The organism is Thalassobius sp. Cn5-15 (assembly GCF_022347685.1).
GTDB lineage: Bacteria > Pseudomonadota > Alphaproteobacteria > Rhodobacterales > Rhodobacteraceae > Thalassobius.
The window spans coordinates 153,081-174,595 of the sequence record NZ_JAKRGF010000001.1; the positions used below are offsets into that span (position 1 = coordinate 153,081).

Below are 21,515 nucleotides of genomic sequence, written 5' to 3' on the forward strand. Positions count from 1 at the left end.
GCTGCTGCGCTTTGTCCCCTTGACGGACAGGGGGCGCCGTGGCCATCTGATCCTATGACTTTTGCCGCACGTATCACCCGCCAACCTGTTGCTTTTGATCCCGAACTTGGCGCAGAGGCGCTGGCCCAGCTGCCTGACATGGGATCTGAGGTTAACGCGCTCTTCCATGCTGTTGCGGGCTGTTCCCCCTATCTGAAAGGGCTGATGGCGCGAGAGGGAGAATGGATCTCGGCCGCAATGGCGGACCCAGAAGCGGCAGTGGCCGCAGAACATGCCATCTTGCGCGAAACGGCGCCGGATCAGCTGCCGGATGCGCTGCGGCGTGGCAAGCGGCGGATCGCGCTCCTGTCTGGCGTGGCAGATTGCGGTGGCGTCTGGCAGTTGGAGCAGGTCACAGGGGCGTTGACCGACTACGCTGACCTTGCGGTGCATCTGGCTCTGCGCGCCACCATTGGGGCCGAGATTAAGCGCGGCAAATTGCCCGGCGCAGTACCCGAGGACGCTGAGCGTGCGGGCGGCATGGTGGCCTTGGCAATGGGTAAAATGGGCGCGGGGGAGTTGAACTATTCCTCCGATGTGGATCTGATCTGCCTCTTTGATGAAACGCAGTTTGATCGCGACGATTATCACGATGCCCGCGCCTCTTTTGTGCGGGCCACGCGTCGGATGTCGACGATGCTGTCGGACCTGACCGCCGAAGGCTATGTCTTTCGAACCGACCTGCGCCTGCGCCCCGATCCTGCGGTGACGCCAGTGTGCATGGCCATGGCGGCCGCTGAAACCTATTACGAAAGCTTGGGGCGCACGTGGGAGCGCGCGGCCTATATCAAAGCGCGTCCCTGCGCCGGCGACCTGGAGGCAGGCGCGCGTTTCCTGCACACGCTGCGCCCGTTTGTCTGGCGCAAACACCTAGATTTCGCCGCCATTCAGGACGCCCACGATATGCGCTTGCGCATCCGCGAACACAAAGGTCTGGGCGGTGCGCTGGATCTGGCGGGTCACAACATGAAGCTGGGCCGTGGCGGTATCCGCGAGATCGAATTTTTCACCCAGACCCGCCAGTTGATCGCCGGTGGTCGTGACACCGATCTGCGGGTGCGTGGCACTGTACCGGGGCTGTCTGTGCTGGCAGACAAAGGCTGGATCACGCCCGAAGCGGCGGAGAAACTGACCAACCACTACCGGTTCCACCGCACCGTCGAACACCGTGTGCAGATGGTTAATGATGCCCAAACCCACGCGCTGCCGACATCACCGGAAAACATGCAGCGTCTGGCCTGTTTCCTAGGTCGTGACCGCGCCGATCTGGAGGTGGAACTGCGTCAGCGGCTTGAAGAAGTGCATGGCCTGACAGAAGAATTCTTTGCCCCCGACGCCGCTGATCCCCGCGCGATCGAGGAAGAAGTGCGCTTTGATCCAGAAGTGATCCGCCGCTGGGCCAGCTATCCCGCTTTCCGCAGTTCTCGCGCGGTGGAGATTTTTGAACGGATCAAGCCACGCCTGTTTGGCCAACTGCAACGGTCCGCCAAGCCGGAGGAGGCGCTGATCGCGCTCGATGGGTTCCTGTCGGGCCTGCCTGCTGGCGTGCAACTGTTGTCCCTGTTTGAGGCCAATCCGCAGCTTATTGACCTCTTGGTCGATATTGTCGGCACCTCGCCGTCGCTGGCCACCTATATCTCGCGCAACTCCGGCGTTTTTGATGCAGTCATTGGCGGGTCGTTCTTTGCCGATTGGCCCGGCCGCGCAGCGCTCACCGAGGAGTTGGTCGCAAGGCTGGCGGCCGATCCTGATTATGAACACAAACTTGACCAGACCCGCCGCTGGTCCAAGGAATGGCGGTTCCGCATCGGTGTGCATCACCTGCGTGGGCTGATCAGCGGCGATGAGGCGGCCGAGCAATACGCCGAACTGGCAGAGGCAACGCTGGCGGCGCTCTTCCCTGCAGTATTGACGCAGTTTGCGCTGAAACACGGGGATCAGCCGGGGCGCGGTGCGACGATCCTTGGCATGGGGTCGCTGGGCGCAGGGCGGCTTAACGCCAATTCGGACCTTGACCTGATTGTGGTGTATGATGCCGACGGGGTGGAGTTTTCCGAGGGCCGTAAACCCTTGGCGGCGCGGACATATTACGCGAAACTGACACAGGCGATGGTTACAGCGGTAACCGCGCAGATGCCGCAGGGGCGTCTTTACGAGATCGATATGCGCCTGCGCCCCTCGGGCACGCAGGGTCCGGTGGCAACCTCGCTCACATCGTTCCGCGATTATCAGATGGGGGAGGCCTGGACATGGGAACACCTCGCTCTCAGCCGCGCCCGTGCCGTTGCCGGATCAACGGAGGTCGCGGATGACGTAGAGGCAGTGCGCCGTGACGTGCTAGGTCTGTCGCGCGAAATAGGAACACTCTTTAGCGACGTGTCAGACATGCGCGACCGGATCGCGGCGGCAAAGGGACCAGCAGGTCCGTGGGATGCCAAGGTGGGTGCGGGGCGTTTGCAGGACATCGAGCTGCTCTCGCAAGCGCTGGTGCTGGCAACGCAGGCAGATACGCGATCAACCCGCGACGGGCTGGTTGCGGCGGCCGCCACGGGCGTTTTGGGGGATGAGGAAAAGGAACGGCTGCTCATGGCCCATGATCTGTGTTGGACGGTGCAGATGGTGAACAAACTGATCAGCAACACCCGGCTTGATCCACAGGACATGGGCGAAGGCGGGCGCGAAATGCTGCTGCGCGAGGCGTCAGAGCCGACGCTGGACGTGCTGGAAGCACGGCTGGTTGAGGTCACGGCAGAGGCCGCAGCGGTGATAGAGACTGTTTTGCAGCGAAATATAGTGGCAGAAGGAGCCATGTGATGAGCAACGCAAACCCCTCCGATCCGCTGGATCACAAAGGTCTGATCCGCGAAGCTTACCGTATCGAAGGTCTGACGCAGGATGAAGCGCGCTCCATTTTCCTTGATTGGGCGCTGAACCTGCCGTTGGGCCATGATCAACACGCGGCCGCAGCGGACCTGCTGGCCCGTTATGGTGCCGATCAGCCCGACAATCCGATGACCGCGGTTCTCGAAGAGGCCAAAGCCCCCACAGGCCGGGCCAAACGTCGCGGCGGCTGGCGTGCGCGTCGTGACGATGAGGTTACGGGGTAGGTCACTCGCTGCCAAACCAAAGATTTGGCAGCGCCCGAACCGCCTCCGTTTTGCCGAAGGCAAACCGCCAGTTCGACGGCGTGGGCGTTTCGCTTTGCCCCTTGGGTCGGGCGCTAGAAAGACTGAGAAGAAGCCGTTCGAGGCACATTATAGTTATCCGACATGATAAGGGCCGCGTGATGCGGCCCTTGTCATGTCTGCGATCGTGTTAAACCTCACGCGCCGCGTGACAGGGCGGCGACGCCGGTGCGGGCGATTTCGACCAGACCCAGCGGTTGCATCAGGGCAGCGAAGGCTTCGATCTTGTCGGGTGCGCCGGTCATTTCAAAGACGAAACTCGTCAGGGTCGAGTCGACCACATTGGCGCGGAAAATCTCGGCCAGACGCAGTGCTTCGATGCGTTTTTCGCCTTCGCCGTCAACTTTGATCAGCGCCAGTTCACGTTCCACAACCGGGCCTTCAACGGTTAGGTCGTGGACGTCATGCACGGGCACGATGCGGCCCAGCTGCGCTTTGATCTGTTCGATCACCTGCGGGGTGCCGGTGGTGGCGATGGTGATGCGGCTGAGATGACCTTCGTGATCAATCTCGGCCACGGTGAGGCTTTCGATGTTGTAGCCACGGGCCGAAAACAGGCCGATCACGCGGGCCAGAACCCCTGGCTCGTTGTCTACCAGAATGGCCAGCGTGTGACGTTCCTTCACGTCCGAAAAGTTCGGGCGCAGGTTATAGGCGGAGTGGCTCGTGGAGCCTTTTTTGATGTGTAGAGCAGCCATTTTTCTATCTCTCAAATCTTGTGCATCTGCAATTCAGTAATGGAGGGATCGGGGGCAGAGACCGCCCCCGAGGCCGTTCATCACACCAGAACCGCGCCGCCGGACTGGATCACGCCCTGGGTTTCTGCATTGCCCAAGAGCATTTCGTTATGGGCCTTGCCCGATGGGATCATCGGGAAGCAGTTTTCGTGCTTCTCTACCAGACAGTCAAAGATCACCGGCCCGTCATATTGGATCATCTCCATGATCGCGTCGTCCAGATCAGCAGGGTCGGAACACTGGATGCCCTTACAGCCAAACGCCTCTGCCAGTTTCACGAAATCAGGCAGCGATTCCGACCAGCTGTGGCTGTAGCGTTCGCCGTGCAGCAGTTCCTGCCACTGACGCACCATGCCCAGACGTTCATTGTTCAGGATGAATTGTTTCACCGGCAGGCGGAACTGCATTGCGGTGCCCATTTCCTGCATGTTCATCAACCACGATGCTTCGCCCGCCACGTTAATCACCAGACTGTCCTGATGCGCCATTTGCGCACCAATAGAGGCGGGGATGCCATAGCCCATGGTGCCCAGACCACCCGAGGTCATCCAGCGGTTCGGATCCTCAAACCCAAGGTATTGTGCCGCCCACATCTGGTGCTGCCCCACCTCGGTGGTGACATAGCGGTCCATGTCCTTGGTCAGCGCCTCCAGCCGTGCCAGCGCGTACTGCGGCTTGATGGTGCTGCCTTCCTGCGTGTAGGCAAGACAGTTCACCGCTTTCCAGTCCTCAATCTGTTTCATCCAAGATGCAACGGCCGCTTTGTTGGTTTTGCGACCGCGGGCTTTCCAGACCTTCAGAATGTCTTCCAGAACGTGGCCCACGTCGCCAACGATCGGAATGTCCACACGGATCACCTTGTTGATCGACGACGGATCAATATCGATGTGTGCCTTGGTCGAGTTGGGGCTGAACGCATCCAGACGGCCGGTGATCCGGTCATCAAAACGCGCACCGACGTTGATCATCAGATCGCAGCCGTGCATCGCCATGTTGGCCTCATACAGGCCGTGCATGCCCAGCATGCCCAGCCACCCCTTACCAGACGCCGGATAGGCGCCCAGACCCATCAGCGTCGAGGTGATGGGGAAACCGGTGCCATCCACCAGTTCGCGCAGCAGCTGGCTGGCCGCCGGGCCAGAGTTGATGACGCCACCACCGGTGTAAAATACCGGGCGCTCGGCCTTCTCGATGGCGTCCACCAGCATCTCGATTTCGGCCATGTCACCTTTCAGCTTGGGCTGATAGTGGCTGACTTCAACCTTCTGCGGCGGGGTGTATTCGCCGTCGGCAAACTGTACATCCTTCGGAATGTCGATCAGCACCGGGCCCGGACGGCCCGAGGTGGCAACATGAAACGCCTCATGCAGGGTGCCCGACAGTTTGTCGGTGTTTTTCACCAGCCAGTTGTGCTTGGTGCAGGACCGCGTGATGCCAACAGTGTCGGCTTCTTGGAACGCGTCCGAACCAATCATGAAGGTTGGCACCTGACCCGTCAGAACCACAATCGGGATTGAATCCAGCAGCGCGTCGGTCAGGCCGGTCACCGCGTTGGTTGCACCGGGGCCAGAGGTCACAAGGCACACGCCAGGTTTGCCGGTCGAACGCGCATAGCCTTCCGCCGCATGCACCGCGCCCTGTTCGTGACGCACGAGGACGTGCTTGATATCGTTTTGCTGAAAGATCTCATCATAAATCGGTAGCACTGCGCCCCCGGGGTATCCGAATACGACATCCACACCCTGATCTTTGAGGGCCTGGACTACCATTTTCGCTCCGGTCATCTGACGTGTCATGTTTTTGCTCCGTTTACGACGTCAACTTTACAGCTGCCAAGAAAAAGCCCCCGACTTTCGTTCGGGGGCGCATGGGGTTTCCTTATGGTGTCCGTTACCGGCCCATGCGCCAATGTTCTACAATGACCACTAGGGTGTTCATGTTGAAATGACCTTTCTTGGTGCTTGGCATGGTTTTATTGGCCTGCTGAGGGGGCGTCAACCGTTAAAGAAACGTAAAACGCCCGTTTTTGGGCGAAATTCTTTGCGATAGTTGCGCTGTATGGGTTGTGATGTGAAATTTTCGGAAAAAATCGTAGTGACGTTGGGTGTTTTCCGCCAAATCTCCTTCGAAAATAACGACGCAGCAGGTCGGGGATGGGGGCAGCGTCGGTGAACGGTGATGGGGATCGGCTGATCCGCTGGCCTTGGTTAACAGGTGCGCCGTTGTCGCTGCGGGGCTGGATGATACCCTCCTGATCACTGGCAGCAGAGCGCACGAGCGCTTGCTCCATTCCTGTGCGGCAATCCACCCTGCGCACGCTGCCCTAGCAGCTTGTTCACTTCTGCCTGCCAGTCTCCCCCCACGGTAAGGGGACAGACAGCAGATGAACCAAGCCAACACAGACCAGACCGCGCCGCAGGTGGACAGCCCGCTTGATGCGCAACTCGCCGAGGTGGCCACGACATTGGCCGACCTCAAGGATGACATGAAAGCGATGCAATACCGCATTCGCCTCGATGATGACGGGGCGGTGCGGGACAACCTGCGCCTGATCAGTGATCTGCGCAACTGGTTGAAAATCGCCTTTGAGCTGGAGGCAAAATTCCATGACCGAGAACACACACGCGCCGGACAGGCAGCCGCCTACAGCGTCGATTTCGACCACGCCCGCGATCAGATCCGCTGCCGGTTGGATCGGTTGCGCCGATGCGGCCCTGCAAAACGCCTTCCTTGATGAGCTGAGCGAGGAAGAAATCCTCGCATTGCCCTATCTGTTTGAGTTCTGGGCGCTGGATCATCAGCTGCCGCCTGCGGGTGACTGGCGCGCGTGGGTGATCCTGGGGGGGCGCGGCGCGGGCAAGACACGCGCTGGTGCCGAATGGGTGCGCGCACAGGTCGAAGGGGCGCGGCCTTTGGACAAGGGGCGCTGTCAGCGCCTCGCCATCGTGGGCGAAACACTGGATCAGGCACGCGAAGTGATGGTCTTTGGCGACAGCGGCATCCTGGCCTGTTCACCTCCCGATCGCCGCCCCGACTGGATCGCCAGCCGCCGCCTGTTGCGCTGGCCAAATGGGGCGGAGGCGCAGATTTTCTCTGCCCATGATCCTGAATCCCTCCGTGGCCCGCAGTTTGACGGCGCTTGGGTCGATGAGCTGGCCAAATGGCCGAAGGCGCAGGACACATGGGACATGCTGCAATTTTGCCTGCGTCTGGGCGATCAGCCGCAGGTGTGCGTCACCACGACGCCGCGCAATGTGCCGGTGCTAAAGGACCTCTTGCGCCGCGATAGCACCGTTGTCACCCACGCCGCCACCTCGGCCAACCGCGCCAATCTGGCCGACAGTTTCCTGGAGGAGGTAGAGGCACGCTATGCAGGCACCCGTCTGGGCCGTCAGGAACTGGCCGGCGAGCTGCTGGAGGAGGAAGAGGGCGCGCTGTGGTCCATCGGGGGGCTTGAACGGCTGCAGGTCGAACAGGTGCCGGATCTGGACCGCATTGTCGTTGCCGTTGATCCGGCAGTGACCGCCACCGATCGTTCGGACACCTGCGGGATCATCGTGGTCGGCGCGGTGCTGCGTGGGCCTGTACAGGACTGGCGCGCTTATGTGCTCGATGACGCGAGCTGCCCCGCCGCCAGCCCCAGCGAATGGGCCGGCCAAGCGGTGGCGATGATGCGCAATTGGGACGCCGACCGTCTGGTGGCAGAGGTCAATCAGGGCGGCGATCTGGTGGAAAGCGTTGTGCGTCAGATCGACCCCAGCGTGCCGTTCACCAAATGCCACGCCAGCCGGTCAAAAGCGGCCCGCGCTGAACCGGTAGCTGCTCTTTATGAACAGGGACGGGTGTTTCATGCCCGCGGCCTTGGCCTGTTGGAGGATCAGATGTGCGCCATGACCACCCGTGGCTACATGGGCGCGGGCAGTCCTGACCGCGTCGATGCGCTGGTCTGGGCACTGACGCATCTGCTGCTGGAGCCGTTGCGCAATCAGCGTCAGCCGCAGCTGCGTGCGCTCTAGTGAACGGTTGTTAACCAATTGCCCGCACATTGATCCCAACAGCGAAACGCACATCCGAAACACACCAAACAAGCCGACCCGCAGGAGCGATGATCATGGTCTTTTCCTTCTTTAAATCCACCGCATCTGCCCCCGCAGCGGGCCCCGTTCCGACAACAGCACCCCAAACCCGCGCCGCACCCGTGCCGCATGTGAAGGCCAGCGCCGCAGGCCGTCTGATGGCTCCCCAAGGGCAAGTCCGCACGTCCCCCCGTGCCACGTGGAGTGCCCGCGACGGCGCGACGCTGGCCCGCAACGGATTTCAGGGTAATCCGGTCGGCTTTCGCTGTGTGAAGCTGATTGCCGAGGCCGCGGCCTCACTGCCGCTGATTCTGCAGGACCGCAAGCAACGCTTTGAGGTGCACGAATTGCTGACCCTCCTGCGCCGCCCCAATCCCGTGCAGGGCAAGGCGGAGTTGCTGGAAGCGCTTTATGCGCAGATCCTTCTCAGTGGTGACGGCTATCTGGAACTGGTTAGCCGTGATGGCAGCCCGGTAGAGCTCTATGTTTTGCGCTCTGACCGCATGGCGTTGGTGCCCGGCGCCGATGGCTGGCCTTTGGCTTACGACTACAGCGTTAACGGGCGCAAACACCGTTTTGATATGCAGGGCGAGGTGCCGCCGATCTGTCACATCCGCACCTTTCATCCGCTGGATGATCATTACGGCATGTCGCCGCTGCAGGCTGCCGGGCAGGCGCTGGATGTGCATAATTCCGCCTCGCGCTGGTCAAAGGCGCTGCTCGACAATGCTGCGCGGCCTTCCGGGGCCTTGGTCTATCAGGGTGTCGACGGGCAGGGCGGCCTCAGCCCCGATCAATATGACCGGCTGCAATCGGAAATGGCCACCTACCATCAGGGCGCGGGCAATGCAGGCCGGCCGATGCTGCTCGAAGGGGGGCTGGATTGGAAACCAATGGGCCTGTCGCCCTCGGATATGGAATTTCAGAAGACGAAAGACAGCGCCGCCCGTGAAATCGCGCTGGCCTTCGGGGTGCCGCCGATGCTCTTGGGCATTCCGGGCGATGCCACTTACGCGAATTATCAAGAGGCCAACCGCGCGTTTTACCGCCTGACTGTGCTGCCCTTGGTGCAGAAGGTCTGCGGTCGGCTGGCGACCTTTCTCGGTCAGCACAGCGACGTGGCGCTGGATCTCCGTGTGGATTTGGATCAGGTGCCAGCTCTTGCCGGTGAACGGGATGCACAATGGCAACGGGTCAACGACGCAGCGTTTCTGAGTGACGCAGAAAAACGCCGCCTTCTGGGGCTGCCGGAATTGGGCGTGGCCGAGGGGGCTGCGCCGGACAAACCCGCCGGACAAACGCCATGAGCAATGAGCGCCGCTTTGAACCGTTTGAATGCGCGCCGGGCTTGCGGCTGGAGGCGCATGAGGCGCTCACCGAGTTGCACGTGACCGCGTTGCAGGATCGTCTGACCCGCCTGGAGGCGGCAATGGAACGGCTGGAACGCCGGTTGTGGCTCACCGTCTACGGTGTTGTGGCAATGATATTGGCCGAAGCGGCGCAATCGCTTCTGGGCCTCAACTGAAAGGGGATGATAAAAATGCTGGAACATAAATTTACGCAACATAGTAACACCTTAGTGGTCGAAGATGAGGGCGTGATCAGCGGCTATGCCAGCCTGTTTGATCATGCCGATCAGGGGGGTGATCTGGTGCGCCCAGGCGCATTTGCCGCGTCGCTCAAACGGCTGGCTGCGGCGGGCAGTGCGGTCAAAATGCTTTGGCAGCACGATCCCGCCCAACCCATCGGAATTTGGGACGACATCCGCGAGGACGCCCGCGGCCTATGGGTCAAGGGACGGCTGTTGCCCGGCGTTGCCCGCGCCCGTGAGGCACAAGCCTTGATCGCGGCGGGCGCCATTGACGGGCTGTCGATCGGCTACCGCACCGAACGCGCCAGCAAGGCCGCAGATGGCACCCGTCACCTGCAACAGCTTGACCTTTGGGAAGTGTCGCTGGTGACCTTCCCGATGCTGCCCACCGCCCGTCTGAACCTGACCGGCAAGGGCCGCGACCCCGATACACTCGCTATGCTCTGCACCGCGCTGCGACAGGCTGGGGCAGAGATGCACCCCGACTAAAAGACACCAAACCGACACCGCAGAAAGGATGATCAGATGACCGAGGCCCCCCCTCGGACCGGCGTAGCTATGCCGCCGGTTCAGACAGAACCCCACCCCGAACTCCAGACCAATGTCAAAGCGGCAATGGCTGAATTTATGAACGGTTTCAGCGCTTTCCGCGCTGATGTTGAGAAACGTTTTGCTCGTCAGGAACAACGCATGAAACAGACAGAACAAAAATCCCACAACCCCACACGTCCTCACCTCAGCGCCGCGATGACACCTGAGGTGCCGCATCAGAAAGCCTTCAACGCTTACCTGCGTTTCGGTGATGACGATGGCTTGCGCGGACTGGAACTGGAGGGCAAGGCGCTTTCCACTGCGGTCAACAGCGACGGCGGCTATCTGGTCGACCCCGTCACTTCGGATAGTGTGCAATCGGTGCTGTCCGGCGCCGCTTCGATCCGCCAGATCGCCAATGTGGTGACTGTGGAGGCCACCTCTTACGACGTGCTGGTTGATCATGGCGAATTGGGTCACGGCTGGGCCAATGAGGTGGACGCCACATCTGAGACCACAACGCCGACGATCGACCGTATCGCCATCCCGCTGCACGAGCTGTCTGCTCTGCCAAAAGCCAGCCAGCGCCTGCTGGATGACGCGGCCTTTGATATCGAAGGCTGGTTGGCCGGCCGTATTGGCGAAAAATTTGCCCGCGCCGAGGCTGCGGCCTTCGTCAGCGGGGATGGCATCGACAAACCCACTGGTTTCCTTACCCATGCGACGGCGCATAACGACAGCTGGACCTGGGGCGGTCTGGGCTATGTGAATTCAGGCTCCGAGAGCGGCTTTAGCGGGCCGGAGGTGCTGATTGATCTGGTCTATGCCCTTGGTGCTGAATACCGCGCGGGTGCCAGTTTTGTGATGAACTCGCAAACCGCAGGCATGGTGCGCAAATTGAAGGACGCCGATGGCCGCTTCTTGTGGTCGGATGGTCTGGCAGCGGGTGAACCTGCGCGCCTGTTGGGCTATCCGGTGGTGATTGCCGAGGACATGCCAGACATCGCCGCAAACAGCTACGCGATTGCCTTTGGCAACTTTGGTGTTGGCTATACCGTGGCGGAACGCCCCGATCTGCGCATTCTGCGCGATCCTTTCAGCGCCAAGCCGCATGTGCTGTTTTATGCCACCAAACGGGTGGGCGGCGATGTCAGCGACTTTGCCGCGATCAAGCTGCTGCGCTTCTCCAACAGCTAAGGCGCACAGTTGACCGTTTGCGCGGCCCCATGTCTGGGCCGCGCCCTAAACCCAACACCCAACCAACAGCGGAGAGCACCAAGATGCTGCACACCATGACGCTGCAAGACATCACCCCCGTCGCGCCCGAAGCCCTGCCGATGGCAGAGCTGCGCGATCATCTGCGGCTGGGCAGTGGCTTTGCCACCTCGGACCTGCAGGACGATCTGTTGATAGGGTTCCTGCGCGCTGCATTGGCCGCGATTGAGGCCCGCACCGGCAAGGCCATACTGACCCGAATGGTTCAGCTGCGCCTCAGCACATGGGGCGATCCCTGTCAGCAGGCGTTGCCGCTGGCGCCTGTGCAATCTGTTGCCCGCCTGACGCTGACGGATCCCGACGGTGACGCAGAGGAGGTGGATCCGTCGCGCTATCACCTGATTGCCGACAGTCACCGCCCCCGCCTGATTCCACGCGGTTCCACCCTGCCGCTGATCCCCGCAGGCGGCGAGGCAGAGGTTCAGCTGAGCGTCGGCTTTGGCGACTGGCAGGCGGTGCCACCGGATCTGGCGCAGGCGGTGCTGATGCTGGCGGCGCATTATTATGAATACCGCGATGACATCGGCCTCAGTTCTGGCTGCATGCCCTTTGGCGTCACCGCTTTGATCGAACGACACCGTGACCTGCGGATTGGCGGTGCGTCATGAAGCGCACTGTGAAGCCGCCGCCTCACCGGAACCGCCAGCTGATCCTTGAGGCACCTCTTCAAACCGCTGATGGTGCAGGGGGATTTATCACCACATGGCAGGCCCTTGGCGTCTTGTGGGGGGCAGTTGCGCTGCGCTCTGGCCGCGAGGGCGCGGGCCTGTCGCAGACCCGCCTGCGCATCACGCTCAGGGCCGCGCCGGTGGGATCCGCGATGCGTCCCGCCCCGAACCAACGCCTGCGTGAAGGTACGCGCCTCTACCTCATTGACAGCGTGCATGAAAGCGACGCTGGCGCACGCTACCTCACCTGCCTGGCTCATGAAGAGGTGGTGACATGACCTATGCCCTCGCTGCGGCGCTGCAACAGGCGGTTTTTGATCGTCTCAGCAATGATGCAGACCTGCTGACACTGGTGGATGGTGTCTATGACGCGCTGCCCGCAGGCACGGCGCCGGATCGTTACGTGCAGATCGGGGCTGAGAAGGTCACGCCCCGCTCAGACAAAAGCGGCACCGGCGCACGGCATGAGCTGCAACTGCTGATCGTCGGGCAGGATACAGGCTTTCTGCCCGTCAAACTGGCGGCGGTGCGCATCAGTGATCTGTTGCAGGACACGCCCCTGTCGCTCACCCGTGGTCACCTGCTGCGGCTGTGGTTCCTAAGCGCAGAGGCGCGCCGTGATCGCAGCGACAACAGTCGTCAAATCATCCTGCGTTTTGCTGCGCAAACCTATGATGAATAACATTAAAAAGGAGTGTCGCTATGGTAGCGCAAATGGGTAAGGATCTGTTGATCAAGGTTGATCTGACCGGTGATGGTCAGTTTGAAACACTCGCCGGGCTGCGTGCCACACGCATGTCGTTTAATGCAGAAAGCGTCGATGTTACCAGTCTGGACAGTGCGGGTGGCTGGCGCGAACTGCTGGCGGGTGCGGGCGTGCGTTCTGCCGCGATTACCGGGGCGGGGATCTTCAAGGATGCGGCGACGGATGAGCGGGCGCGTCAGATCTTCTTCGATGCGGAGATGCCAGATTTTCAGGTGGTCATCCCCCATTTCGGCATTGTCGAGGGGCCGTTCCAGCTGACTGCGATTGATTATGCCGGCAGTCATGATGGGGAGGCGACATATGAAATGTCGCTGGCCTCCGCGGGCGCGCTGACCTTTACGGCGGCGGTCTGATGTCAGCGGCTATGGCAGGCGCAACTGAGGGCGCAAACCCCTATGCCGGTGAGGTGACGCTGGTGCTGAACGGTCAACCTCTGGCGCTGAAACTCACCCTTGGCGCCTTGGCCGAATTGGAGGCGTCACTGGGGGCGGACACGCTGATTGCACTGGTCGAACGGTTTGAAACCGGGGCTTTTTCCAGCCGTGACGTGCTGGCGCTGCTGCTCGCGGGGCTACGCGGTGGTGGTTGGCAGGGCAACGCGGCAGATCTGGCGTCTGCTGACATCAACGGCGGTCCGCTCGCTGCTGCCCGCATTGCGGCGACGCTGTTGTTGCGGGCGTTCAGCCTGCCGGAACAGGCACCATGAGCGGGGGTTTTGACTGGCCCGCTCTGCTGCGGGCGGGCCTTTACCAGCTGCAGCTGCGGCCCGATCAGTTCTGGGCGCTGACGCCGATAGAGCTGTCTTTGATGTTGGGCCATGCGCCCGATGGACCCAGCAAAATGACCCGCAACACGTTGCAAGACCTGATCGCCACATACCCCGATGCCAATCCACAGGAGGGATCAATATGACCCCTGATGATATTGAAAATATGGATACTTTGTTGGAATCGCTATCGCGTCAGATGAGCGAAAATGCCAGCCTCACAGGCCAGTTTTCCGCAGAACTTGCCCGTATGCAGGGCAGTTTGCGCCAAACCTCGGCCGAGATGGCGCAGCTGGAACGCGGTATGTCGCGGGGGCTGCGCCGTGCTTTTGACAGCGTGGTTTTTGATGGCGCACGGCTGTCGGAGGCGCTGGGGCAACTGGCGCAGTCGATCTCCAACACTGTTTATGCGACGGCGATGAAACCGGTGACTGATCACTTCGGCAAGCTCTTGGCGCAGGGCGTCGGATCCATCGTGCCCTTTGCCAACGGTGGTGCATTTTCGCAAGGCCGCGTCATGCCTTTTGCCAAGGGGGGCGTTGTCTCTGGCGCCACGCCCTTTGCCATGCGCGGCGGGATGGGCGTGATGGGGGAAGCAGGGCCAGAGGCGATCCTGCCGCTGACCCGCGGTCGCGATGGGCGCCTTGGTGTGCAGATGTCCGGCGGCGGCACGGCGCCCACGGTGGTGATGAATATCACCACGCCGGATGCCGCTTCGTTCCAACGCTCGCGCAGTCAGGTCGCTGCAAAGATGTCTGCGGCGCTGTCGCGGGCTTCGCGCATCAGCTAAAGAGGATAAGCCTATGAATTTTCACGAAGAGCGCTTTCCAGAAACCCTCAGCTTCGGTGCGATAGGCGGGCCGGAACGGCGTACGGATGTGGTGACACTCACCAACGGGTTTGAAGAGAGAAACACCCCCTGGGCCCATTCGCGACGGCGTTATGATGCGGGGTTGGGCCTGCGATCGCTGGACGATGTGGCGGCATTGGTGGCGTTTTTTGAGGCCCGCCAAGGTCAGCTCTTCGGCTTTCGATGGAAGGATTGGGGGGACTATAAATCTGCGCTGCCGTCCGCCGATCTAACGCCAGTGGATCAGGTTCTGGGGACGGGCGATGGCACCGCACGACGCTTTCAATTGGCCAAGACCTACCGATCAGGCGACCACAGCTATTTGCGTCCGATCACCAAACCGGTGGCGGGCACGGTTGTTGTTGCGGTTGATGGCGTGACCATGCGCGAAGGGGCGCAGTTCGATCTGGATGTGGCGACCGGCATTGTCACCCTCAATGAGGCTCCGAACGCCGGGGCCGAGGTCACGGCGGGATTTGAATTTGACGTGCCTGTGCGTTTTGACACCGATCATATCCGCGCCTCGGTCGCGTCGTTTCAGGCGGGCGATGTGCCCGATGTGCCAGTGGTGGAGGTACGGGTCTGATGCAGTTACCGGATCATATGGCAGATCACCTCAGCACAGGCGTCACCACGCTGTGCCGCTGCTGGCGTGTTATCCGCCGTGACGGGGTCACGTTGGGCTTTACCGATCACGATCGCGCCTTGCGCTTTGGCGGGGTGACCTTTCTGGCTGACACTGGCCTTAGCGCCAGTACCTTGCAACAGGCCACGGGCCTGTCGATTGACAATGCCGAGGCTCTGGGTGGTTTAAGTGCCGCGCAGGTCAGTGACGCGGATATTGAGGCGGGGCGCTATGATGGTGCCGCCGTTACCTGCTGGTTGGTCAACTGGACGGATGTCAGTCAGCGTGCAGTGCTGTTTCAGGGGCATTTTGGCGATCTGGAACGCGCTGGCGGCGCCTTTCGGGTGGAGTTGCGCGGGCTGACCGATCAGCTGAACACGCCGCTCGGGCGCAGCTTTATTGCGCCATGCGCGGCCGTGCTGGGAGATCAGCGCTGTCGGTTCGATACGGCGGCGGCGGGGTATTCGGTGACGGCTGCGGTGAGGGAGGTGGAGAGTGGCAGTGCTCTGCGCTTTGCGCCGCTTAACGGATTTGAAGCGGGGTGGTTTCAGCGAGGCCACCTGCGGGTTGTTACCGGCGCAGCGGCAGGCGCCTTGGTTGCCGTGAAGGGGGATGAGGCTGAAGAGGGGGGGCGGCTGATCACCCTGTGGGAGCCGTTGAAAGGCGGGCTTCAGTCTGGTGATCAGGTGACGCTGACCGCAGGCTGCGACAAGGCGTTTCAGACCTGTCGGTTGAAGTTTAATAACGTGCTGAATTACCAAGGTTTCCCCGATATGCCCGGTGATGACTGGCTGATGGCGCATCCCGCGCAGGCGGGGCAGAACAGCGGCGGCTCACGGCGATGAGCGCGCCAGTGCCTGAGCGGATCCTCACCGCTGCGCGCGGCTGGATCGGCACGCCCTATCGCCATCAGGCCAGCGCGCGGGGGGCGGGGTGCGATTGTCTGGGCCTCATTCGTGGTCTGTGGCGCGAGGTGTTGGGTGCGGAGCCTGAAGTGCCCCCAGCCTACAGCCGTGACTGGGATGAGGCGACAGGGGCAGAGGCGCTGTGGCAGGCTGCGGCCCGTCATTTGATCGTGAAACCGCTTGAGACGGCGGCGGTTGGTGATGTGGTGCTGTTTCGCATGCGCCGGGGCGCGGTGGCAAAGCATTTAGGCGTGCAATCCGCCCACACCCCACATGCTAAATTTATTCATGCCTACAGCGGTCATGGCGTCGTCGAAACTATGCTGACTGCGCCCTGGCAACGCCGGATTGTAGCGCGGTTTCAATGGCCTGCACTGATTACTAACGAAACCTGAAGGGGGACTGCACATGGCAACCATTCTCTTATCTGCGGCGGGGGCGGCTGTTGGCGGCGCATTGGGCGGCACGGCCTTTGGTCTCTCTTCGCTTGTTGTGGGCCGTGCCATCGGGGCCACCTTGGGCCGCGCGATTGATCAGCGTCTGATGGGGGGCAGTCAAACGGTAGAAAACGGCCGCATCGACCAACTGCGCCTCACCCGCGCGTCCGAAGGAACGATGATACCGCAGGTCTATGGCCGAATACGGATCGGCGGTTCCGTCATTTGGGCCAGTCAGTTCAGCGAACATGTCACCACCAATCGCGGCGGCAAAGGCAGCCCGCGGCCAACGGTGCGCAGTTATAGCTACAGCGTCAGTCTGGCCCTGGCACTGTGCGAGGGGGTGATCGGCGGCATTGCCCGCATCTGGGCTGATGGGGTGGAGATTTCCCCACACGATCTGACAGTGCGGGTCTACAATGGGACCGATGACCAATTGCCCGACCCCTTGATCGAGGCCGTAGAGGGATCCGGCCAGGTGCCAGCCTATCGCGGCACCGCCTATGTGGTGATTGAGGATCTGGATCTATCCGCCTTCGGCAACCGCGTACCGCAGCTGAACTTCGAGGTGCTGCGCCCTGACTTCACCTATGATGATAGTGCGGATGCGGAGCCTGCGCATGCTGTTCAGGCCGTCGCGTTGATGCCTGGCAGCGGTGAATATGCTCTGGCAACAGAGCGCGCGGTGATTGCGGATGGACCGGCGCGAAAGCGGGTGGCGAATGTGAATTCAGTGAATGGGCAGAGTGACATAGAAGCCTCCCTTGATCTTCTGGCGGTTGAGTTGCCGGAGGTATCCGCCACCTCGCTGATTGTCAGCTGGTTCGGCGATGATCTGCGTGCCGGCCACTGTCGCTTGCGTCCGATGGTCGAGGGGCCGACGGGGGATGCCGACGGCATGCCTTGGGGGGTCAGTGGCATCAGTCGGGGGGCGGCAGAGGTGGTGCCGCAGGAGGAGGGTCGTGCGATCTATGGCGGCACGCCCTGCGATGCGTCGGTCCTCCAAGGTATTGCCGCGTTGAAGGCCGCAGGTCAGGCGGTGATGTTTTACCCCTTCATCCTGATGACGCAGATGCAGGGCAATGATCTGCCCAATCCATGGACGGGCAACACCGGCCAACCGCATTTGCCGTGGCGCGGACGCATTACCGGCGATCCCACGCAGGCCGCTGGCGATGTGGCGCAGTTTGTTGGCACTGCGCAGGCCAGCGATTTCACCGTGATAGACGGACAGGTCCGTTATAATGGCCCAGCCGAGTGGTCCTACAGCCGTTTCATCCTGCACAACGCGGCGCTGTGTGCGGCGGCGGGGGGCGTTGATAGCTTCTGCATTGGATCGGAAATGCGCAGTCTGACGCAGTTGCGCGGGTCTGACGGCAGTTTTCCTTTCGTCGCCGCCTTGCGCAGGCTTGCGGCTGAGGCGCGCATGCTGCTCGGGCCTGAGGTGAAGCTTGGCTATGCGGCGGATTGGTCGGAATACTTCGGGTTTCAGCCGCAGGATGGATCGGGGGATGTGCTGTTTCACCTCGATCCCCTGTGGGCGGATGACAACATCGACTTTATCGGTATCGACAACTACCTGCCGCTGTCGGACTGGCGCGAGGGTGCGGATCACGTGGATGCCCATTGGGGCGCGATTCACAACGTTGATTACCTGCGTGCCAATATCGAAGGTGGGGAGATGTTTGACTGGTACTACGCCAGCCCCGCCGCCCGTGACGTGCAGGACCGCAGTCCGATCACTGATGGCGCCTATGGGGAGAATTGGGTGTACCGCGCCAAGGATCTGCGCGGTTGGTGGTCTAACGCGCATCACGAGCGCGTGGGGGGCGTGCGACAGGCTCAGCCCACTGACTGGGTGCCGCAGTCAAAACCGATCTGGTTTACCGAGTTGGGCTGCGCCGCCATCGACAAAGGCAGCAACCAACCGAACAAGTTTCTGGATCCGAAATCATCCGAGTCTGCGCTGCCCTATTTCTCCACCGGTGGGCGCGATGATCTGATGCAAATGCAGTACCTGCGCGCGATGCTTGGCTATTGGTCTGATCCTGCGCATAACCCGGTGTCCGATGAATATGGTGCGCCGATGCTGGATATGTCGCGCGCCTTTGTCTGGGCGTGGGACACGCGGCCCTATCCGGTTTTTCCGCGTCATCTGGACCTGTGGTCGGATGGCGACAATTACGCGCGCGGGCATTGGCTGAACGGGCGCGGTGCCAACCGATCGCTTGCGTCTGTGGTGCGCGAGATGTGTTTTGAGGCGGGGCTGACGCGGATCGAGACATCTGCGCTGCATGGCGTGGTGCGGGGCTATTTGCGCGATCACTTGGGCGACGGGCGTGCAGCGTTGCAGCCGTTGATGTTGCAACACGGCTTTGACGCGGTGGAGCGGGACGGCGTTCTGACCTTCCGCAATCGCGGTGCTGAGGTGCAGTTTGCGCTGAGCGAGGCCCAACTGGCCCGCAACGAGGCGCTGGAGGGCAGTGCCGAAAAATCGCGTGCAGGCAATAGCGAGATGGCTGGCCGCCTGCGTCTGCGTTTCGTCACCGCAGGAGCGGATTATGAGGTGGCCGCTGAAGAAAGCGTTCTGCCGGATGAGGCGACGCAAGCCGTTGCGGCGTCAGAGCTGCCCCTGTCGCTGACCCGGGCCGAGGGACGCCACACGGTCGAACGCTGGCTGGCAGAAGCGCGGTTGTCCCGTGGTCGTTTGCGCCTGTCTTTGCCCCCCTCAAGGCTGGAGATCGGGGCAGGGGATGTCTTGTCCTATGAGGGGGCCAGCTACCGGGTGGAGCAGGTGGAATACGGCGCCGAACAGCTGATTGAGGCGGTGGAGGTGGACCCGACGCTTTATGCGCCCTTGCCGTTGGAGGATGCGCTGGTGCCGCCCGCGCCCTTTGCGGCGCCAGTGCCGGTTCTGCCGTTGTTTCTGGACCTGCCTTTGCTGCGCGGGGATGAGGTGCCACATGCGCCCCATCTGGCGGTCACCGGCGATCCGTGGCCCGGTACGGTGGCGGCATATCATAGTGGTCAGGATGCAGATTATACGCTGCTTGCGGAGGTCTCACAGCGCAGCACGGTGGGTGTTCTGACTGCGCCGCTCGCGCGCGGACCGGTGGGGTTATGGGATCATAGCGCGCTGATGCAGCTGGATCTGCTGAGCGGTCATCTGGAGGCGCGGTCGCCAGCCGAGGTGTTGGCCGGAGGCAATGTGGTGGCGATCGGCGACGGTACGCCGGATGGTTGGGAGGTGGCGCAGTTCACCAATGCAAATCTGGTGGCGACAGGCGAATTTGGCCCACGCTATCACCTGCGCGGGCTGTTGCGTGGGCAACAGGGAACCGAGGTGGAGATGCCGCAAATTTGGCCGGTGGGAAGCTATGTCGTGCTGTTGGACGGCACAGCGCAGCAGTTGGGGCTGGCGGCGAACACCCGTGGGCTGGCACAGCATTTCCGTATTGGTCCGGCGCGGCGGGGCTATGATGATCCCAGCTTCGTGCATGCGGTCCATGCCTTTGCGGGGCGTGGACTGCGCCCCCTTGCACCGGTGCATCTGAGCGCCGAGGCCGCGGGCGGCGATCTGACGCTACGCTGGATCCGCCGCACACGGATTGATGGCGACAGCTGGGAAGCGCTGGACGTGCCTCTGGGTGAGGAGCGGGAGCAGTATCTGCTGCGGGTTCTGGAGGGGGGCACGGTGCTGCGCGAGGTGGTGGTTGAGGCGCCTGAGTGGATTTATACGGTGGCCGATCAGGCGGCGGATGGCGGAATTGCGGGACGTGTGGTGGAGGTGCGGCAGATCTCGGCTAGTTATGGCGCAGGGGCGGCGGCGCGTGTTGCGTGGGGGTGAGAGGCCAGATTGGCGGAGTCTGTGGTGCGCCTGACCTTGGGAAGGCAAAACATGTGCTGCAGTGGTGTCTGCTGAGGCCTCTCAGCCCAAGTAACATCAGCAAATAGAGGACACACGGCTTCCCAGGGGGGCACGGGCTTTGCCCGCGTTGTGTTCTTTATTGAGGCCGACGCCGCCCGTTCTGCGTGTGATACCCCCCGTCACGGATTTGCATTTTGCCAATCCGTTCTATCTGCTATATTCACCGTACTCTTACGAGCACAAGGATGGCAGAACACATGGCCGAAACCCGTAAAATCCTGACCCAGGTTGATCCCGTCTGGTCGCAGATCCGACAGGAAGCCGAGGTCGCCATTGCCGAAGAGCCGCTGTTTGGCGGTCTGATCCACTCCAGTATTCTGCACCATGACAGCGTCGAAGCAGCGCTGGCCTATCGCGTTGCGGTAAAACTCGCCTCTGCCGAGATGTCGGAGCAGTTGATCCGCGAGATTGCAGATGCCGCCTATGCCGCCGACCCGTCACTGTCGATGGCGGCGCGTGCGGATCTGGTGGCGGTGCGTGAACGCGACCCCGCCTGTCACCGCTATCTGCAGCCGATGATGTTCTTCAAGGGATTTCAGGCCCTTCAGGCCTATCGCATCGGCCATTGGCTGTGGAACGCGGGCCGCAAGGATATGGCCTATTTCTTCCAGATGCGGGTGTCAGAGATGTTCGGCATCGACATTCACCCCGCCGCCCGGATCGGCAAGGGGATCATGATCGACCACGCCCATTCCATTGTCATCGGGGAAACCGCTGTGGTGGGCGACAACGTGTCGATGCTGCATTCGGTGACGCTGGGCGGCACCGGCAAGGAAGAAGAGGACCGCCACCCGAAAATTGGCAATGGCGTGCTGATCGGCGCAGGGGCCAAGGTGCTGGGCAACATCAAGGTTGGTGATTGCTCCCGCATCGCGGCTGGGTCTGTTGTCCTGCATGAGGTGCCGTGCAAGAGCACCGTGGCTGGTGTGCCGGCCAAAGTGGTGGGCGAAGCGGGCTGTTCGCAGCCCTCGGTCAGTATGGATCAGCTGCTGGGACAGTAAGCGCTGGCTGTGAATTGAGATTTGGACCCCCGTGGCGGAGACGCTGCGGGGTTTGTTTTTAGGAGACATCTCCGGATCGCGCCCGACCCCGTCCCCGTCTTGTCGGAGACAAACCTGCGGTTTGATGGGTGGGCG

The 21,515-nt window shown here is 61.7% G+C and carries 22 protein-coding genes; 20 read left to right on the plus strand and 2 right to left on the minus strand.

Annotation, left to right across the window (positions count from 1 at the left end):
* Positions 1–54: 54 nt before the first annotated feature.
* Positions 55–2,853, plus strand: a complete 2,799-nt coding sequence (locus tag MHM86_RS00745) for a glutamine-synthetase adenylyltransferase (RefSeq protein ID WP_239194782.1) — start codon at positions 55–57, stop codon at positions 2,851–2,853.
* Complete coding sequence (locus tag MHM86_RS00750) at positions 2,853–3,146, plus strand: hypothetical protein (protein ID WP_239194785.1); 294 nt, start codon at positions 2,853–2,855, stop codon at positions 3,144–3,146. The genes MHM86_RS00745 and MHM86_RS00750 overlap by 1 nt, the downstream gene beginning before the upstream one ends.
* A 215-nt stretch (positions 3,147–3,361) precedes the next feature.
* On the opposite strand, the gene ilvN is transcribed toward MHM86_RS00750, so the two are convergent.
* Both ilvN and MHM86_RS00760 read right to left on the minus strand, forming a co-directional pair.
* Entirely contained in the window at positions 3,362–3,922 is a 561-nt protein-coding gene (gene ilvN / locus MHM86_RS00755) for an acetolactate synthase small subunit (protein ID WP_239194788.1), read from the minus strand.
* 80 nt (positions 3,923–4,002) lie between these two features.
* Positions 4,003–5,757 (minus strand): acetolactate synthase 3 large subunit, encoded by a 1,755-nt coding sequence (locus tag MHM86_RS00760; protein WP_239194791.1) that lies wholly within the window; start codon positions 5,755–5,757, stop codon positions 4,003–4,005.
* A 587-nt stretch (positions 5,758–6,344) separates the two neighbouring features.
* Between MHM86_RS00760 and MHM86_RS00765 the strand changes: the two genes are divergently transcribed.
* The 18 genes from MHM86_RS00765 to cysE all read left to right on the plus strand — a co-directional run bounded on the left by MHM86_RS00765 (position 6,345) and on the right by cysE (position 21,380).
* Positions 6,345–6,695, plus strand: a complete 351-nt coding sequence (locus MHM86_RS00765) for a hypothetical protein (protein ID WP_239194794.1) — start codon at positions 6,345–6,347, stop codon at positions 6,693–6,695.
* Positions 6,634–7,977: a terminase large subunit domain-containing protein gene (locus tag MHM86_RS00770; protein WP_239196858.1), complete on the plus strand. Its 1,344-nt coding sequence runs from the start codon at positions 6,634–6,636 to the stop codon at positions 7,975–7,977. The genes MHM86_RS00765 and MHM86_RS00770 overlap by 62 nt, the downstream gene beginning before the upstream one ends.
* A gap of 95 nt (positions 7,978–8,072) precedes the next feature.
* Positions 8,073–9,344 carry a phage portal protein gene (locus tag MHM86_RS00775; RefSeq protein WP_239194797.1) on the plus strand — a complete coding sequence of 424 codons (1,272 nt, stop codon included), beginning with the start codon at positions 8,073–8,075 and terminating at the stop codon, positions 9,342–9,344.
* The gene (locus MHM86_RS00780) at positions 9,341–9,562 is read left to right on the plus strand and encodes a hypothetical protein (RefSeq protein ID WP_239194799.1); all 222 of its coding nucleotides are present in this window, start codon (positions 9,341–9,343) and stop codon (positions 9,560–9,562) included. The genes MHM86_RS00775 and MHM86_RS00780 overlap by 4 nt, the downstream gene beginning before the upstream one ends.
* Positions 9,563–9,577: 15 nt before the next feature.
* Positions 9,578–10,117, plus strand: coding sequence for an HK97 family phage prohead protease (locus tag MHM86_RS00785; protein WP_239194801.1), 540 nt, complete (start codon positions 9,578–9,580; stop codon positions 10,115–10,117).
* Positions 10,118–10,153: 36 nt separating this feature from the next.
* A complete protein-coding gene (locus MHM86_RS00790; protein ID WP_370643970.1) occupies positions 10,154–11,356 on the plus strand; it encodes a phage major capsid protein in 1,203 nt (400 codons plus the stop codon).
* An 83-nt stretch (positions 11,357–11,439) separates the two neighbouring features.
* The gene (locus MHM86_RS00795) at positions 11,440–12,042 is read left to right on the plus strand and encodes a head-tail connector protein (protein ID WP_239194803.1); all 603 of its coding nucleotides are present in this window, start codon (positions 11,440–11,442) and stop codon (positions 12,040–12,042) included.
* Positions 12,039–12,380 carry a head-tail adaptor protein gene (locus tag MHM86_RS00800; RefSeq protein WP_239194805.1) on the plus strand — a complete coding sequence of 114 codons (342 nt, stop codon included), beginning with the start codon at positions 12,039–12,041 and terminating at the stop codon, positions 12,378–12,380. Before MHM86_RS00795 ends, MHM86_RS00800 begins: the two co-directional genes overlap by 4 nt.
* Positions 12,377–12,784 (plus strand): DUF3168 domain-containing protein, encoded by a 408-nt coding sequence (locus MHM86_RS00805; protein ID WP_239194807.1) that lies wholly within the window; start codon positions 12,377–12,379, stop codon positions 12,782–12,784. Before MHM86_RS00800 ends, MHM86_RS00805 begins: the two co-directional genes overlap by 4 nt.
* A 20-nt stretch (positions 12,785–12,804) precedes the next feature.
* Positions 12,805–13,221 (plus strand): phage major tail protein, TP901-1 family, encoded by a 417-nt coding sequence (locus MHM86_RS00810; RefSeq protein ID WP_239194809.1) that lies wholly within the window; start codon positions 12,805–12,807, stop codon positions 13,219–13,221.
* 11 nt (positions 13,222–13,232) lie between these two features.
* Positions 13,233–13,574, plus strand: a complete 342-nt coding sequence (locus tag MHM86_RS00815) for a gene transfer agent family protein (protein ID WP_239194811.1) — start codon at positions 13,233–13,235, stop codon at positions 13,572–13,574.
* Positions 13,571–13,780 (plus strand): rcc01693 family protein, encoded by a 210-nt coding sequence (locus tag MHM86_RS00820; protein WP_239194813.1) that lies wholly within the window; start codon positions 13,571–13,573, stop codon positions 13,778–13,780. Before MHM86_RS00815 ends, MHM86_RS00820 begins: the two co-directional genes overlap by 4 nt.
* A complete protein-coding gene (locus MHM86_RS00825) occupies positions 13,777–14,424 on the plus strand; it encodes a phage tail tape measure protein (protein WP_239194815.1) in 648 nt (215 codons plus the stop codon). Before MHM86_RS00820 ends, MHM86_RS00825 begins: the two co-directional genes overlap by 4 nt.
* A 13-nt stretch (positions 14,425–14,437) precedes the next feature.
* Positions 14,438–15,070: a DUF2460 domain-containing protein gene (locus MHM86_RS00830; protein ID WP_239194818.1), complete on the plus strand. Its 633-nt coding sequence runs from the start codon at positions 14,438–14,440 to the stop codon at positions 15,068–15,070.
* On the plus strand, positions 15,070–15,954 hold the full coding sequence (locus MHM86_RS00835) for a DUF2163 domain-containing protein (RefSeq protein WP_239194821.1): 885 nt from the start codon (positions 15,070–15,072) through the stop codon (positions 15,952–15,954). The genes MHM86_RS00830 and MHM86_RS00835 overlap by 1 nt, the downstream gene beginning before the upstream one ends.
* Complete coding sequence (locus MHM86_RS00840) at positions 15,951–16,409, plus strand: NlpC/P60 family protein (RefSeq protein WP_239194824.1); 459 nt, start codon at positions 15,951–15,953, stop codon at positions 16,407–16,409. Before MHM86_RS00835 ends, MHM86_RS00840 begins: the two co-directional genes overlap by 4 nt.
* Positions 16,410–16,422: 13 nt before the next feature.
* Positions 16,423–20,298 (plus strand): glycoside hydrolase/phage tail family protein, encoded by a 3,876-nt coding sequence (locus MHM86_RS00845; protein WP_239194826.1) that lies wholly within the window; start codon positions 16,423–16,425, stop codon positions 20,296–20,298.
* A 278-nt stretch (positions 20,299–20,576) separates the two neighbouring features.
* The gene (gene cysE / locus MHM86_RS00850; protein WP_239196862.1) at positions 20,577–21,380 is read left to right on the plus strand and encodes a serine O-acetyltransferase; all 804 of its coding nucleotides are present in this window, start codon (positions 20,577–20,579) and stop codon (positions 21,378–21,380) included.
* The last annotated feature ends 135 nt before the right edge of the window (positions 21,381–21,515 follow it).